Origin of the sequence: Flammeovirga sp. MY04, from assembly GCF_001682195.2 — a bacterium.
Taxonomy (GTDB): Bacteria; Bacteroidota; Bacteroidia; order Cytophagales; family Flammeovirgaceae; genus Flammeovirga; species Flammeovirga yaeyamensis.
In genome coordinates, this window is sequence record NZ_CP003560.2 from 240,679 (window position 1) to 257,323 (window position 16,645).

Sequence of the window (16,645 nt, forward strand, 5' to 3'; positions counted from 1 at the left end):
TTATTTCTTTTCTAATTCTTTTTTTCCTTCAATAGGAAGTAGGATACTAAATTCTGTAAAAGACTCATCATTGTCTTTAGTAGCAGGTTTTGAAGAGACCATAATTTGTCCTCCGTGCTGTTTGATAATACCATAGGTAATCGATAAACCTAATCCAGTACCTTCTCCCACATCTTTGGTCGTAAAGAAAGGATCAAAAATCTTATCAATTACAGCTTGAGGCATACCACAGCCGTTATCTCGGATAGTAATATTAATATCATTATCCCCTTCAGTATAATGTGTATTTACCACAATCTCACCTGTATTTTCTTCCACAGCTTGAATAGCATTATTAATGATATTCATAAACACTTGGTTGACTCGACCAGGTAAACATTGAATCTCCGGTAAATTTTCCTGAAGATCGGTTTTTATTTCGATATTCTTCTTTTTCGCCTTGTTATTAAGGATAGTAATTGTCGAGGCAATTCCTTCGTTAATATTAGCGTGTTTGAAAGTATCTTCATCTAACCTAGAGAAAGTTCTCAAACCGAGAACAATTTCTTTGGTACGTTGTGCACCTTCTTCAATACCTTGGATCAACTGCTTGATCTCATCGGTAAGTATTTCTACTTCCACTTCCTCTGCTAAGGCATTGACTTCTTTTACTTTTTCGGTGATATCTTCTCCTTTCTCGTGCATTTTGATCATATCATTGCAACTATTCAAGAGATTGATGATATCCTCGATATCTTCTTTCAATGGCAAAACATTGGAGGTCACAAAGTTAATTGGATTATTGATTTCGTGAGCGATACCAGCTGTTAATTGACCTAAAGAAGCCATTTTTTCTGAATTGATCAGCTGCACTTGTGCGGCCTTCACTTCATTCATAGCCTCTTCCAACTTCTGATTCGTCAAAATCAAACTCTCTGATTGTTGGCGGAGTTCCTCTTCTGAAGTCTGAATTTCATGATAAGCTTCAATAATCTTACGCTTATCATTCTCTCTTTCATCCAACATTTTATTTGCCAAATCGGCCAATTGATCAAATTCGGCATAAGCCAAACGATCTCTATTGATCTTTACATGTTCTTTAGATGCAGTATCAAAAAATGACGAAAACTCTTGTAGGTTGTTGGTAATTCCTGTTGCTACTTTTCTTAATCTCCACCAAAGGATGGCAATCAACAATGTAGAGATAGATAATATTCTAAAGAGTTCGGTGGTCAATTCACGAATAAGCATGGCACGTTTGGCATCAATTTGCTCATCCAACTCATCAAGGTAAACACCGGCACCAATGGTCCAATCCCATTCTTTAAAATAGAGTAGGTAAGAGAACTTTTTAGTGACTTCCTGACTGTTTGGTTTTCTATAATTGTAATAATAGAAACCGCCAATCTGCTTTTTATTGGTTAAGTGGAAAGGGACATCATTAAAGTAGGTAGTATCACCATCCTCATCCGTAAGTGGAAGAGAGTTTAGTTGCTCTGCTGAAAGTTGTTTTGCACTTTCGTAATACTTCCAACGTTGTAATAGAGGATTACCTCTCTGATTGACAAAAAGATATCCTTCCTTACCAAAATGTACCGATGCCATACGTTCCAATGCCTGTACTTGCATGTCTTTGGTTACATTATCTAAGTACTCGCCGGTACCAATCACCAATCCTAATTCTTTAAAATAGCGAATGTAGGATACTTTAGGATATTGTTTTTTGTCTTTTTGATCAGGCTTAATCCAATAGTATTCAAAGAATCCACTTCCAACCGTTTTTGCAATTTCCATTTCCTGACGGATGAAGTAATTTCCTTTAGCGTCTTGATAGTCCAAAATGTAAGAGCCTTCTGCTGAGGGATCAGAAGCATTCATCACCGCATAACCATCGATATGGTCGATAAAATAATAACCTCTAGAACTATTAAATCGGATAGGTTTAAGCGAGTCTTTGATTAACTCTGTGATTTGTTTTTTGGATAGTTTTCTTTTATTTCTTTCGTAGATATTATTGGCAATAAGGTAGGCCTCATTCACTCTGTTTTGAAGCGTTTTCTTAAGGTGCTTTTCCGTGTTTTTTTCTAAGTATTTGATGTACTTAAAAGAATTCTCCACTTCGTTCCTAGTCACTTGTTTTTGTTTTTCAGTAAATTCAAGCTCTAGTTGTTCAACATCGGTTTTGTAATCGCTAAGTTCTTTTACCGACCAAATGCCTACTAAAAAAGTTATTGCAATAACAGAAAGTGTCATGACTGGGATAAAAGTAGCTTCCGAGACATGTTCTTTTCTTTCCTGTTTTTTATTGTTTTGCTCAAAGAGCTTCATATTTTCTACAGATTACAATATTGTAGGCGAGTCTAAAAAAATAGATATGTACCTAAATAAATGGATTAAGTTTAGATCTACAAAAATATTGTTTTTTTGTGATTATGGGGAATGTATAACGTTAAAATCAACGTTTTTTAAGATTTAATACTATTTGTAATACATTGGTTTCGAACTATTAAATAAAAAATAAGCATCACTTTTTTTCTTAATTGAAGTAAATCATTCGCATCTGTTTGTAGTTTAGGTTGTTAACCACAAAATAAACTGATAATTTTGCAGACTGAATAATTGTAGATGGTCTCATCAAGTTCTTAAAAAAAATAGAAACAGGAGAAGACTTTCCTCACCAAAATTCAATTAATATATTATTCATTGATATAGGTGATCAGAATTATAAGAAGTTGTTATAGATCAAATCTACTATTTGATTTAATTAGAAATATATCATTTAAAAGGTAATCAATTGAAAGCCAGAACGACAAAAGAGAATAAAGTCAATGTGATCACACTTGGATGTTCAAAAAACATTGTGGACTCTGAGGTAATCATGACACAGTTAAGAGGAAACGGAATTGATGTAGAACACGAAATGGATAACGATAAATTCAATATCGTGCTTATCAATACTTGTGGATTTATTGGTCATGCTAAAGAAGAATCTTTGGAGACAATCTTAAGATATGCAGAGGCTAAAAAGGAAGGCTTGGTAGAGAAAGTATATGTTTCTGGTTGTTTATCAGAAAGATATAAAGAAGACCTAGTAAAAGAAATTCCAGAAGTAGATGCTTTCTTTGGAACAAGAGAAGTACCTAACCTTTTAAAAGCATTAAAAGCGGATTATAAAAAAGAGCTTTTAGGCGAAAGATTATTAACTACAGATAAACATTTCGGTTACCTTAAAATTGCAGAAGGTTGCGACCGTCCTTGTTCATTCTGTGCTATTCCTTTAATGCGTGGTAAACACGTTTCTGTACCTATCGAAGAGTTGGTAAAACAAGCGGAAGATATGGTATCGAAAGGAGTAAAAGAGATTTTATTGATTGCGCAAGACCTTACTTATTATGGTCTAGATATCTATAAAGGTAGAAAATTAGCCGATTTACTTCGTGCTTTATCAGATGTTGAGGGCTTGGAATGGATTCGTCTACACTATGCATATCCTACAGGATTCCCAATGGATGTGATCGAAGTGATGAAGGAAAGAGATAATATTGCCAATTACCTGGATATTCCACTTCAACATGGTTCTACGGAAATGTTGAAACGTATGAGACGTGGTACATCAAGAGAGAAGCAAGAGGAATTAATTAATGCAATCCGTGCTCAAATTCCAGATATCGCTATTAGAACAACTTTAATTACGGGTCACCCAGGTGAAACAGAAGAGGAGTTCGAAGAAATGCTTGACTTTGTTGAACGTATGAAATTCGAAAGAGTGGGTGTATTTGCTTACTCTCATGAAGAAGATACGCATGCCGGCGACAATATGGAAGATGATGTCCCTGAGGAGGTAAAACAAGAAAGACAAGAAGCTATTATGGAAGTTCAGGAAGAAATTTCTATGGAACTGAACCAAGCCAAAATAGGAAAAACTTTCAAAGTACTATTTGATAAAATCGAGGGTGGTTACTTTGTGGGTAGAACGGAATACGATTCTCCAGAAGTAGACAACGAAGTATTGGTTCCTGTTTCTGAAGAGAACCATATCCGATTGGGCGATTTTGCAAATGTTAAAATTACAGATGCAGAGCCTTTCGATCTTTATGGAGAAATCGTTGATTAAGACGACAAATCGCTATTAGACTTGTATATATACAAAGAAAATAGTACAATAGAATATTAATATGGAAAGACGTGAAAAAACGGGGTTTTGACCTCTATTTTACGTCTTTCCTCTTTTCTAATTGTTCGTATAAGATTTTTTAACACATCATCTATGAAAGCGATTCTATCGATCCTTTTTGTTTTTAGTAGTTTGTTTGCCTTAGCAAATGGTGGAGTCACGAGAATTTCTACCGTTAACAAACACAAGAATGCTGCTGAAGCTGCTTTCAAAGCGGAAGATTACAAAACAGCGATTAAGGAATTTACTATACTTTTAGATTCTCTAAATGAGAAAGACGATGCGGCTATGCTCGATTTAGCACATGCTTACTTTAAATCAAATGATTTGGAGAATGCAAAAACTAAATATGCGAATATCCAAAATGCAAAAGACAAGAAAATTGCTTCTATTGCAAATCAACAATTAGGAGTGATCATGTCTCAAGATCCTAAAGAGTTGGAAAAAGCGATTTCATTTACCAAATCGGCGATGAAACACGATCCGACAAACCTTCAAGCACGTTATAATTATGAGTTGTTATTAAAGAAAAAACAACAACAAGACCAGCAAAACAAGGACAATAAGGATAATCAGGACAATAAGGACAAACAAGATCAGCAAGACAAGCAAGATCAACAAGATCAGCAGGACAAGCAAGATCAAGAAAATAAAGATAAAGAAGAGGAGAACAAAGACAACAAGGAAGACGAGCAGAAGAAAGACGAAGGAGAGAATAAAGAACAAGAAGAACAAAAATCGGAAGAGCCTCAAGAGTCTGAAGAAGAGAAAGAGCAAAAAGAAAAGGAAAAAGAGCTACAAGAATTCCAAGAGAGAATGCAAGAAATAAAAATGCCAAAGGAACAGGCACAAATGATTCTTGATGCATTGAAAAATAACGAAATACAGTTCTTCCAACAGCAAAAGAAGAAGTCGAACAAAAGAACGGATTCTGATATGCAGGATTGGTAATCTAGAAATAAATTCTTGACAGCAGAACGCATTTTAAGTATTCTGTGTCAGAAAAAAAGAGAGTTAGTTTCATCACAATGAATGAAACTAACTCTCTTTTTTATTTAATTTATTGACTAATATTTAGGATCAAACATATAGTCTTTTACAAATTTTCTGAGATTATGAGGTTTATGTCCTTTGGCAATCTTTAATTCAAACGCCGCATCTGCCACTCGAATAGCTATTTCTAAGGAGTGATTTCTAATTTCTGATAGCTTTGGATATAAAGCACCTGCGTTAATATCATCTTCTGTTACCTGTTCCGAAAGTGTTTTTGCTGCTTCTAGGAATAATTCATCAGGGATATTTTTTGCATTAGAAATAATAGCTCCTAAACCAATTCCAGGGAATACATAAGCATTATTACCTTGTCCCGGTCGATATTCAGTACCATTATAATTTACCGGAGCGAAAGGGCTACCACTTGCAAATACAGCTTTTCCATTACTCCATTCGTAAGCTTGTTCTGCAGTGCACTCTGCTTTTGATGTTGGATTGGAGAGGGCGAAAATCACAGGCCTTTCATTGTATTTAGTCATTTTTTCGATGACTGTTTGTGTAAAAGTTCCTGCAACACCTGTAGCTCCAATGAGTATATGAGGTTGTATATCATCTATTGCTTCTTCGAAACTCATTTGTGGGTGTAAGTGAGCATAAGGAAGGTTGTGTTCCATTAAATCGTCTCTACTTTCAACCACTAAACCATTTACATCTACAAACCATAGTTGCGACTCCGCTTGCTTTTTGGTAAGCCCTTCTTTCATGTAAGCAGCCACCATTAGATCGGCAATACCTGTAGCTGCGGAACCTGCACCAAGGAACATTACTTTTAGGTCTTTAAATGCAACATTTGTAATTCTTGTGGAGGCATAAACACCAGATAATGCTACTGCAGCTGTACCTTGAATGTCATCGTTAAAACATAAGACTTTGTCCTTATATTTATTCAGTAATGCATAGGCATTTGGTGTTAGAAAATCTTCGAACTGTATTAAAGCTTTAGGATATTTTTCTTGAATTGCCATGACGAACTCATCAACTAACTCAAAATATTCTTCTCCTTTTATTCTGTTGAATGGATAACCTAAGTATAAGATATCATCAAGTAGTTCTTGATTATTGGTACCTACATCCAGCATAACGGGTAAACATTCATATGGGTGAATGCCCGCACAAGCACAGTACAATTCTAACTTTCCGATGGGAATACCCATGCCGTTTGCACCTAAATCACCTAAACCTAAAATACGTTCACCATCGGTAACTACGATTACTTTTACATAATCCTCTGGCCAATTGTCAAGTATTTTTCTTATTTCACCTTTGTCTTCTGGAGTAATGTAAAAACCTCTTGTTCTTTTAAAGTTATTCGAGAATTCTTTACAAGCTTGTCCTACGGTTGGCGTATAGATTATTGGCATGACTTCCTCCACATATTCTGTCACTACTCTGTAGAAGAGTCTTTCATTTCTATCGTGTAAAAGGGAGAGTAATAAATACTTTTCGATATCAGACGATTTACGTTTTAAACCATCCATGATACGTTTTACTTGAACATCTTGAGTGACTGAAGAGTAGGGTAGTAAACCCCTCAAGTTAAATAGCTCACGTTCTTGCCTACTGAATGCAACTGATTTATTATGTCTTGCATCACTTAAAATTTCAAAACCTTGACTTCTAGAATACATTATTAAGCTATTTTATTATTGAAGAGTGTAAATGATATAATTGAAATTATCTATGGAAGATGTTCTTCAGATTGAATTAATTTCATATTACTATAAAACCGATTTATGATGATATTCCAAAATTATTACCAAACATTATATTTTATAGAGATTAAGAACAAAACTATTATATAACAAAACCCGAGTTAAACTCAGGTTTTGAAGGTTCATCTATTTTGAAGTGAATTTTACGTATTTTTATAAATCAGGTTTTTTGTTTCTTCTTTTTTGCGGCAGGGAATAAGATGTTATTCAATATCAATCGATAACCCGGAGAGTTGGGATGTAGATTTAGATCTGTTGGTTCTTCACCCACAAAGTGTCTGTAGTCTTCTGGATCATGTCCTCCAAAAAACGTCCATGTACCTTTCCCAAAAGTACCGTGAATGTATCTTGCTTCATCTACAGACTCACATTCTCCTAAGATGATCACATCGCTCTTGATAAGTCTTTTCTTAAAAGCTGTTGTTTGCCCCATAAAACCCTTTACTTGTTTTTGATGATTTTGAGTTAGCATTGTAGGAACAGGATCCCATTTCGCAGAGAAGGTGAATAACTCAAAAAAATCGTTTTCTTCTCTTAATCCTCTTTCATAAGCTTGATTGTCAATTTCAGAATACTCGTATTGATAAGGATCTAATTTTATTTTGAAGTCCTTAAAAGCAAAAGTTTTATCATAGTTTAAACGATCATGAACATTAGAATCAACACCATCGCCATCGTACATGTAATCACAGATATCTACATCCTCAGCAGCTAGTGCAATATCATAGGTGTCTGTTGCTGAGCACATAGCAAATAAGAAACCACCTCCTAAACAAAAATCACTGATTTTTCTTACCACAGCCCCTTTCAACTCCGACACTTTTTCAAATCCATGTTTTTTTGCTGATGCTTCGAACTGATTTTGTGCTTCGATGTACCACGCTTCTCGACCATAAGTGGCATAGAACTTACCATATTGACCTGTGAAATCTTCGTGATGTAAATGAAGCCAATCGTATTTAGGTAATAAATCGGCCATTACTTCATCATCGAAAATGACATCATAGGGAATTTCTGCGTAGGTAAGTACTAAAGTTACAGCATCATCCCAAGGTTGTTTAGAGGGAGGAGAATATACTGCAATTTTTGGAACAGCATCTAATCGCATTAAATCCATGTTCGATTCAGGGTGTGCTATTTCTTCTTTTATCTGTATTGCCTGAGCATCAGAAATGACTTCGTAGCTAACACCTCTAATCACCAATTCTTGTTCAAAAGAAGGTTGATTTTTAAACATAAAGCTCCCGCCTCTGTAATTGAGGAGCCATTCAGCCTCAACTTCTTGGCCAAGTACCCAAAAAGTGACACCATAAGCTTTGAGGTGATTCGTTTGTTGTTCGTCCATAGGAACCAACAAATGACTTCCTAAGCAAGGCGCAATGGAAGTTATAAGTAGAAAATAGATAGAGATAATGGTCTTCATTTATTGTGCGTGTGGGTTAATTTTGTTAATTGGGTCGATCTAACGAAAGGTGCTTAAAAAACACGTTCGTTTTAATATTTTAAACTATCTTTAAGATACAATTGTTTTTTTAATGTTATTCTATCGAAAACCCTTAGAATTCTTCAATTTATTACGATGTAATTTATTTTTCATTTATGGAGAAAATTAAAATTACATATAGGATTATTTGAAGAAATATTTTTCATAAACAATGCAATTTTTAACATACTTCTTCGAAGCTTACTCTTCAGTCAAAGCCAACAAATTAAGAACAATCTTAACGGCAGCAATGATTACTATTGGTATCACCTCCTTAGTAGGGATTATGACAGCTATTGATGCTGTTAGTGAGTCAATTAACTCTGGTATGTCTGATCTAGGAGTAAATAATTTTGATATAACTGATCTAACAAGAAGACGAGGTGCTTTTGGTAAGAAATTAGCGAAGAAAAACGTCATTTCTTATCAAGAAATGAAAAAATTTAAACAGTTATTACCTGTAGAAGGTAAAGTAAGTTTAGAGGTGACAGTTGGACAATCCTTAGAAATCAAAAGATTGTCCAAAAAGACAACACCAAATTATAATGTGACGGGTATTGATGAAATGTACCTGAAAAATAACGGGTACAAAATGAAAGATGGCAGATCTTTTACTTCGGTAGAGCTATTACAAGGACAAAATGTAGCCATCATTACCAAAGAAGTTTTTGATAACCTATTTGAAAAAAATGAAGATCCCATCAATAAAACTATTGGTTTTAAAGGCAAGAAATACCTAGTCATTGGAGTGGTTGAGGAAAAAGGTGGTATTGGTGGAGGTAGTGCCGATAGAAAAGTATTTATCCCATTAAATAATGCCAATAAATTTGCGACAGGTCAGACACTTTATTATAAAGCAGTAGTAAGTACCACAGACCCTCGAGGGGTAGATTATGCGATATCAGAAGCACGAGGTATTTTGAGGGTGATTAGAAAAGACCAATTAGGTAAACCTGATTCTTTTGAAATAACAAAAAGAGACTCTTTGAGTGCAGAATTTGATGCCATGACAACCAACTTAAGATGGGGTGGTTTAGTGATAGCCATTGTTACCTTATTAGGTGCATCAATTGGCTTGATGAATATTATGATGGTATCTGTAACAGAAAGAACTAGGGAAATTGGTATTAGAAAATCATTAGGAGCAACAACCAATGCTATTCGTCAGCAATTCCTTATTGAAGCGATATTTATCTGTCTTTTAGGTGGATTTTTAGGTGTATTTATTGGTGCGTTAATAGGAAATGTACTGTCCTCATTTATGGGGTCAGAAAGTTTTATTTTCCCATGGATTTGGTTATTTATTTCCATTATTGTCTGTGTGTTTGTTGGTGTAACTTCTGGATTTTACCCTGCGAACAAAGCGTCTAAACTGGACCCAATTGAATCATTAAGATTTGAATAAAATATAAAACCTCATCAACTACAGAATAGATGATGAGGTTGGGAAAGAATCAATGATAGTCTAGTATCATTATGTCTTTTGTACAATGAGATTTAATCTGTAAGCTGATTTTTTTATAGTACTAAGAAGTAGGTACTATTTGATTTAAAGGAAGTAAAAGGTAATAGTAAGTTAAACATTATAACAGGTGATATTTTAAAAGTTTCTGTGGTTATTCTTATTAGTTTTTCGTTTTGCTGCATCGAAATTAGATACTTTTTTTAATGGTTCAAATATTTCAATAAGAGGTTTTTTTGATCTTTAATCATATTAACACAGTGTGAATTAGCTACATTAGTACGATGCAAATTTCTGTTTGAATATTCCTAAAAATGGATAAAGTATTTTGTAAGACAACAATTAATGTGGGATATGTTAAGCTGAAAATTATTAGATGACTTATTTTATTTGCTTTCTCTTTCACTACTTTTTAAACAGTTTGATATTGGAAAGAATATCATGATATGATTTCAAAAACTTTATTTTTTTCCTTAATTTGTGTTCAACTACTACTTACATATCTTTTGAACTAAGCTAATCCCTGTAGTTTATTCAAAAACTCTTTCATGAATCACCAAAAGTGAATCGTGTTTTTCTATGAATTAATTTTCACTAACAATAAAATTTAGAAATGAGTTTTAAGAATACAACAACGGGAAACTTCCTTCCTTATTTATTAATTACCTTTTTATTTTCTGCCTGTGGCTTAACAAGTACACAAGTAGCTAATGATAAGGACGAGATTGAATCTAAGATTAATGCAATAGTAGATCAGATGACCTTGGAAGAAAAAGTAGGTCAATTGGCACTAAGAGGAGGCAGTAGTAGAGACAAAGATGGTTTGTCTAAAGAACTTATTCAGCAAGTTCGAAACGGAGAAATTGGGGCTTTTCTTAACATTGAGGATACAGCCGATATCCGTACCCTTCAAAAAGCAGCCGTAGAAGAAAGCAAACACGGTATTCCATTAATTTTTGCGAGAGATGTAATTCATGGGTTCAAAACCCTTTTTCCTATTCCCTTAGGTCAAGCAGCTAGCTGGAACCCGGAGGTGGCTAAAGAAGGTAGCCGAGTAGCTGCTTTAGAAGCTAGTGCAATGGGTATTCGATGGACTTTTGCTCCTATGTTGGATATCAGTCAAGATTCACGTTGGGGGCGAATTGCAGAATCTCCTGGTGAAGATCCTTACTTGGCTCAAATAATGAGTGCTGCCTATATCAAAGGTTTTCAAGGAGACGATTTATCTGACCCTACTAGAATGGCTGCTTGTGCGAAACATTTTTTAGGCTATGGTGCAGCAATAGGTGGAAGAGATTATAACACAGCCATTATTAGTAATGAGCAAATGTACAATACGTATTTACCACCTTTCAAAACGGCAGTAGAAAATAATGCAGCAACGTTTATGTCGTCATTTAACGAAATCAATGGTGTGCCTGCTTCTGGAAATAAGAAAATTCTTACCAATATATTAAGGGGAGAATATCAATTTGATGGGTTTGTTGTTTCTGATTGGAATTCGATTACCGAGATGATTCCTCATGGTTTCGCTGAAAATGAAAAAGAAGCTGCTAAATTATCAGCGAATGCGGGATTGGATATGGAGATGACTTCCGAAGCTTATGATAAACATTTCATCGAATTAATTAAAGAAGGTAAAGTGGCAGAAAGTCAACTTGATTTTTATGTGAAGAATATCCTTCGAATCAAATTCCGATTGGGACTTTTCGATCAACCTTATATTCCTAATGATCACCCAGGGAAAAAAATGTATGCTGAAGAAAATCTTCAATTGGCAAAAAATGCGGCTATAGAAAGTTCTGTTTTATTGAAGAATGAAGGCATTTTACCTTTAAAAGAGAATAAAAAGATATTACTGACAGGTCCACTTGCAAATAAAGGTAGAGAACAACTTGGTACTTGGGCATTTGATGGTGAAGAAGAACCAAGTGTTACGCCAAGAGAAGCGATGGAGAGTGCTGTTTTTGTAGAGGGTTTAAACCATAGTAGAGATAAGAGTAACAAGCAATTTAATAAAGTTGTTGCTGCAGCGAAGAAGTCGGATGTGATTGTATTTGTAGGTGGAGAGGAAGCAATTCTATCTGGAGAAGCACATTCGAGAGCAAACATCAAATTGCCAGGAGCACAAGAGGAATTACTGCAAAAATTATTGAAGCTAAATAAACCGGTCGTTATGGTGATCATGGCAGGTAGACCTATCAATATCACTGAATATGTTGATCAATTAGATGCTGTTTTAATGATGTGGCACCCTGGAACAATGGGCGGTCCTGCTTTAGAAGAAATCCTTTATGGTAAAGCGGAACCATCAGGAAGATTACCTGTGAGTTGGCCAAAAGCAGCGGGTCAGTTGCCTTATTTCTATAATCATAAGAACACTGGTCGTCCGGCTGATCCTGAAAAATTTGTAGGAATTGATGATATCCCTGTTGGGGCTTGGCAAAGTAGTTTAGGTAATGAATCACACTATTTAGATGTAGGATACACTCCATTATATCCTTTTGGTTATGGTTTATCTTACAGCGAAGTGAAATATGATAAATACTCTACATCAATGGCATCATTGCAGGAAAATCAGACACTTACTGTTCAGACAAGGGTGACAAATATTGGAGTTCGTGAAACCACAGAAGTAGTACAATTGTACATTAGAGATCGTTTTGGAAGAATTACTCGACCGGTAAGACAGTTAAAACGTTTTGAGAAAGTGACATTGGCTCCTAAGGAAAGTAAAATGATTCAATTTGAATTAGCTTATGATGATTTTAAATACTACGATAACGAAGGAGTATTTGATGTTGAAGAGGGAGAAATTGATATTTTTGTTGGATCGAATTCTACGACAAAAAATCAAATGACTATTCGAATAGGCAAACAAGCTATGTAAAACAATTAAAAGGTCCTTATCATTTGATTTACATTGATAAGGACTTTTTTCAACAACTAATTTTTAAATCAGTTATATGAAACAGTTGAACCTAATTTTATCTTTCAGAACCCTAAATGTATTACTTATCTTATTTTCATTTCAACTTAAAGCACAAGTAAGTAGTCATGGATTATTACAAGTAGAAGGAAATAAAATTATCAATCAGAATGGTGAAAAAATCAGTTTTGCTGGAGCCAGTTTATTTTGGTCGAATAACGGTTGGGGAGGAGCAAAATATTACACTAAAGAAGTGGTCAGCTGGCTACATAAAGATTGGGATGCTAGAATTATTCGGGCAGCAATGGGTGTAGAAGAAAAAGGTGGGTATTTTACGGATGTAAAAAGTAATAAAGAAAGAGTCGAATTGATCATTAATGCAGCAGTCGAGAACGATATGTATGTGATTATTGATTGGCATTCTCACCATGCACACGAAAAGGATTGGGATAAAGCGGCTTCCTTTTTCGAAGAGATGGCGAAGAAATACGGACATTTACCCAATGTATTGTACGAGATCTATAATGAACCACTTCAAGTTTCGTGGAGTAAAGATATTAAGCCCTACGCGGAATCTATTATTTCTGCTATACGCAAGCACGATCCTGATAATATCATAATTGTGGGTACACCAACTTGGTCTCAAGATGTGGATGTTGCAGCAAAAGATCCGATTGATCAATCGAACATTGCCTACACCTTACATTTTTATGCAGGCAGTCATGGTCAAAAATTAAGAAACAAAGCTGATGAGGCTTTAAAGAAAGGAATAGCATTATTTGTCACAGAGTGGGGAGCTGTAAATGCAAATGGAGATGGCAAAGTAGCTTACGAAGAGACAAATGCATGGATAAAGTGGATGAAACAAAATAATATCTCCCATTGCAATTGGTCTATTAATGATAAAGTGGAGGGTGCATCGGCATTATTACCAGGAGCATCAAATAAAGGGGGGTGGAAGAAATTGACTCCTTCTGGTACTTTTGTCAGAAAGATAATGTTGGAATACAATACTATAGAGAAGTAACAAAAAAGTCATTCAACTGTTAAATGTGAATGACTTTTTGATATATCTAAAAGGACAGATTAATTCGCTCGATTTTCTAAAGCCAAATCTAATTCCACTTCTTTCTCTTTTTCAAAACGACTGTAATCAATTCTTACAGGCTTATTGTTATCGTTTAATGCCACGAAAATGAAGACGCTTTCCATTACTTTTTCACGAGTATCAGCGTACATGTCTTCAGCATAAATTTCCAGTATAACTCTTAGTTTAATAGGATCTGCCTTTTCAACTTTTCCTACAACTTCAACAATAGTATCTGGAGTTACTGCTTTCAGAAACTTTACATCTTCTGTTTTAAGCGTAAACATTTTTTGTCTAGTAAATCGTGTAGCAGTAATATAAGCCACTTCGTCCATCCACTTCATCGCTTCTCCACCAAATAAAGTGTTGTTTGCGTTTAGCGTATTTGGAAATATGGCCTTAAATTGTCTAGTGATTGTTTTCCTTATTCTTTCTTCCATAACTGATAATAAATAGGTTCGCAATTTACTAGGGTTGTCTATCAGTTGATAATTTGAATGGAGAAAAATATGATATATTTACGATTTCTGAAGTATGCAAAAAACAAACTATTTAATTATAAAATTAAACTATGCAAGAACTATTACATTCATTTTGGCAGAAAAAGCTATCACTTGATGTTAAAACAGGCTGCATACTTATTGGTATTTTCTGTTTTCCAAGATTCCTTTTGGTATTACACGCTAATCAAACTTCAAGCTATCAATTTATTGGTCTAGTGATGACTATCTACGCGATCACTCCATTTTTATTTTTAAATAAAGCTGGAAGGAAACATATTGGTCTACAACTTCCTCAAAATTATAATTGGTTGATGCTGGCTTTAATAATTGGTGTTTCATTTAGTCTTTTATTGTATGTTGTTGGTATTTTACTTTATAATGATAGCTACCAAAATTGGTATGTTTACATAGGTAAGTCGTATAATATTCAAGAGGGGATGCCTGCAGATCAGAAGCTCATTATGTTTTTTATAATAGCAATAACGGGAATGTTATTTAGTCCTATTGGAGAAGAGTTCTTATTTAGAGGTTTGATACACGAAAGTTTTGCAGCTTCATTAGGAGATCAAAAGGCATCTATAATTGATAGCCTTGCCTTTGCGATTACCCACATTTCTCACTTTGGTCTAGTGTTTATTAATAATCAATGGGATTTTTATTTGCTTCCTTGCATATTATGGGTGGCTGGAATGTACTTTATTAGCCGTTTGTTTTTCTATTGTAAAACGAAGACCCAATCTATTTTGGGAGCAGTGTTATGTCATTCTGGTTTTAATTTAGGCATGACGTATGCTATCTTTTATTTGTTGTAAAATAATGATTATCAATTGTATATATTGATGTTTTGTGAGTTTTATTATATAAAACACTGAAAACTAAAGAATAAAAGAGATATGGATTTTTGTATCAGAACATTTTGAATTGAAAATCACTTTATGATAATGTCCATTTTTACTTTTCGTATAAGCACGTACATTAAGATTTACCTTTTCAAGGAAAAAATCTACTGATAGTGGTTGATATTTTTCATCAAGAAAAAGATCATTAAGATGGACATTATCCTCTTCTTTATATTGAAATATAGATATGAATTTTTCACTTCCATCAATAAGTTGATGACTTTTTAAATCGAAAATAGCAAAGGTTAAATCTACTCTTTGATCATTTTTGTAGATAAGGTTAGGTCTGATAAATTTTTTAGTAATCGAATTCACCATTTTTGAATAGCTGTTGATAATACTTGAGTTACAAATTGAGATGCATCAATCAATATAACATTGCAGGAATTATTTTCTTAGTAAAATTGTATTCTTACTATAATAAGAAAAGAACTTCTTGAAATTGTATAAAAACATTTGAGTCAATAGGTTTCGTTTTTTATCCTTAACCAAGAATTATACTATTGACAAAACTGCTTAATTACTTCATTGTATTCTTCTGGTAATTCATAATAAGGAGAATGTGCTGTTCCCTGAAATACTTTAAACTTCGATGCAGTAATCAACTGATGTAATTTCTCAATTTGCTGAGGAGGGAAAGTGATGTCTTCTGAACCTGTAATAAAAAGCATGGGTACTTTTTTATTCAATTCGTTTACCTGATCTACCGTAAAGAATGTTTCTCGAATTAAGTTCCTCATATTGGCAGGTGGTTTAGGACACATTGTACCAATTTGTAGATATAGAAAAGCGATTTCAGGCTTTCGTTCATAGAAAGTATCAGCTAATCCGAAATGTTTTCCTAATGGAAGGGAAGTCACAGGAGGTCTAGGGGCAGGGATATCATAAAAGTGTTTGATATCCTCTTGATATATACCCGCAAGGGAGTTACTAAAAACAATACTAAGTGTTCTATCAGGGTAATTCATTCCAAAATCAAGCATACACCAACCTCCCATAGATTGCCCTACTAAATGTGCTTTTTCAACTCCAAGGTGGTCTAAAATAGCTTTCATATCTTCTGCAGCTGCATGCGGGGAATGCATTTCATTTCGATTGCTAGAGTTACCAAAACCTCTTTGATCGAAAGTGATGATTCTATATGATCTAGCCAATTCGGGTACTTGTTGGAAAAAGATAGCATGACTACCACCGAGTCCATGACCGAAGACTATAGCTTCTCCTTCTCCGGTACTTTCGTAAAATATTCTTTCTCCTTCTCTTTCAATATAGCCTTGGCCAGTCTTTTTGGGTCGTTGAGCAAATACATCTTCCATTTAATTTCAATATTTAGTGTTGATAGTCATTATTTAAGCTGTTTCTAC

12 protein-coding genes are annotated in these 16,645 nt (G+C 34.5%); 6 read left to right on the forward strand and 6 right to left on the reverse strand.

Features of this window, described 5'->3' with window-relative positions; all coding sequences use genetic code 11:
• A complete protein-coding gene (locus tag MY04_RS00950) occupies positions 1-2,307 on the reverse strand; it encodes a sensor histidine kinase (RefSeq protein ID WP_066205005.1) in 2,307 nt (768 codons plus the stop codon).
• A 466-nt stretch (positions 2,308-2,773) separates the two neighbouring features.
• Here MY04_RS00950 and rimO point away from each other — a divergent pair, with 466 nt between their 5' ends.
• The gene (gene rimO, locus MY04_RS00955) at positions 2,774-4,093 is read left to right on the forward strand and encodes a 30S ribosomal protein S12 methylthiotransferase RimO (RefSeq protein ID WP_066205009.1); all 1,320 of its coding nucleotides are present in this window, start codon (positions 2,774-2,776) and stop codon (positions 4,091-4,093) included.
• A gap of 153 nt (positions 4,094-4,246) precedes the next feature.
• On the forward strand, positions 4,247-5,104 hold the full coding sequence (locus tag MY04_RS00960; RefSeq protein ID WP_066205014.1) for a hypothetical protein: 858 nt from the start codon (positions 4,247-4,249) through the stop codon (positions 5,102-5,104).
• A gap of 116 nt (positions 5,105-5,220) precedes the next feature.
• Here the strand turns inward: MY04_RS00960 and MY04_RS00965 are convergent, their stop codons facing one another.
• Positions 5,221-6,834 carry an NAD-dependent malic enzyme gene (locus MY04_RS00965; protein ID WP_066205017.1) on the reverse strand — a complete coding sequence of 538 codons (1,614 nt, stop codon included), beginning with the start codon at positions 6,832-6,834 and terminating at the stop codon, positions 5,221-5,223.
• 244 nt (positions 6,835-7,078) lie between these two features.
• The gene (locus MY04_RS00970) at positions 7,079-8,341 is read right to left on the reverse strand and encodes an asparagine synthetase B (protein ID WP_066205018.1); all 1,263 of its coding nucleotides are present in this window, start codon (positions 8,339-8,341) and stop codon (positions 7,079-7,081) included.
• Between the two features lie 232 nt (positions 8,342-8,573).
• Between MY04_RS00970 and MY04_RS00975 the strand changes: the two genes are divergently transcribed.
• The 3 genes from MY04_RS00975 (at position 8,574) to MY04_RS00985 (ending at position 13,819) form a co-directional block, all read left to right on the forward strand.
• Entirely contained in the window at positions 8,574-9,806 is a 1,233-nt protein-coding gene (locus MY04_RS00975; protein ID WP_066205023.1) for an ABC transporter permease, read from the forward strand.
• Between the two features lie 670 nt (positions 9,807-10,476).
• Positions 10,477-12,753 (forward strand): glycoside hydrolase family 3 N-terminal domain-containing protein, encoded by a 2,277-nt coding sequence (locus MY04_RS00980; RefSeq protein ID WP_066205026.1) that lies wholly within the window; start codon positions 10,477-10,479, stop codon positions 12,751-12,753.
• A 76-nt stretch (positions 12,754-12,829) separates the two neighbouring features.
• Entirely contained in the window at positions 12,830-13,819 is a 990-nt protein-coding gene (locus tag MY04_RS00985; RefSeq protein ID WP_066205029.1) for a glycoside hydrolase family 5 protein, read from the forward strand.
• A gap of 59 nt (positions 13,820-13,878) precedes the next feature.
• Here MY04_RS00985 and MY04_RS00990 read toward each other — a convergent pair whose 3' ends face one another.
• On the reverse strand, positions 13,879-14,319 hold the full coding sequence (locus MY04_RS00990) for an acyl-CoA thioesterase (protein ID WP_066205031.1): 441 nt from the start codon (positions 14,317-14,319) through the stop codon (positions 13,879-13,881).
• A 131-nt stretch (positions 14,320-14,450) separates the two neighbouring features.
• Here MY04_RS00990 and MY04_RS00995 point away from each other — a divergent pair, with 131 nt between their 5' ends.
• On the forward strand, positions 14,451-15,194 hold the full coding sequence (locus MY04_RS00995) for a CPBP family intramembrane glutamic endopeptidase (protein ID WP_066205034.1): 744 nt from the start codon (positions 14,451-14,453) through the stop codon (positions 15,192-15,194).
• A gap of 63 nt (positions 15,195-15,257) precedes the next feature.
• Here MY04_RS00995 and MY04_RS01000 read toward each other — a convergent pair whose 3' ends face one another.
• Both MY04_RS01000 and MY04_RS01005 read right to left on the reverse strand, forming a co-directional pair.
• Entirely contained in the window at positions 15,258-15,599 is a 342-nt protein-coding gene (locus tag MY04_RS01000) for a hypothetical protein (RefSeq protein ID WP_066205037.1), read from the reverse strand.
• A 182-nt stretch (positions 15,600-15,781) separates the two neighbouring features.
• Positions 15,782-16,597, reverse strand: coding sequence for an alpha/beta fold hydrolase (locus tag MY04_RS01005; protein WP_066205040.1), 816 nt, complete (start codon positions 16,595-16,597; stop codon positions 15,782-15,784).
• Between the last annotated feature and the right edge of the window lie 48 nt (positions 16,598-16,645).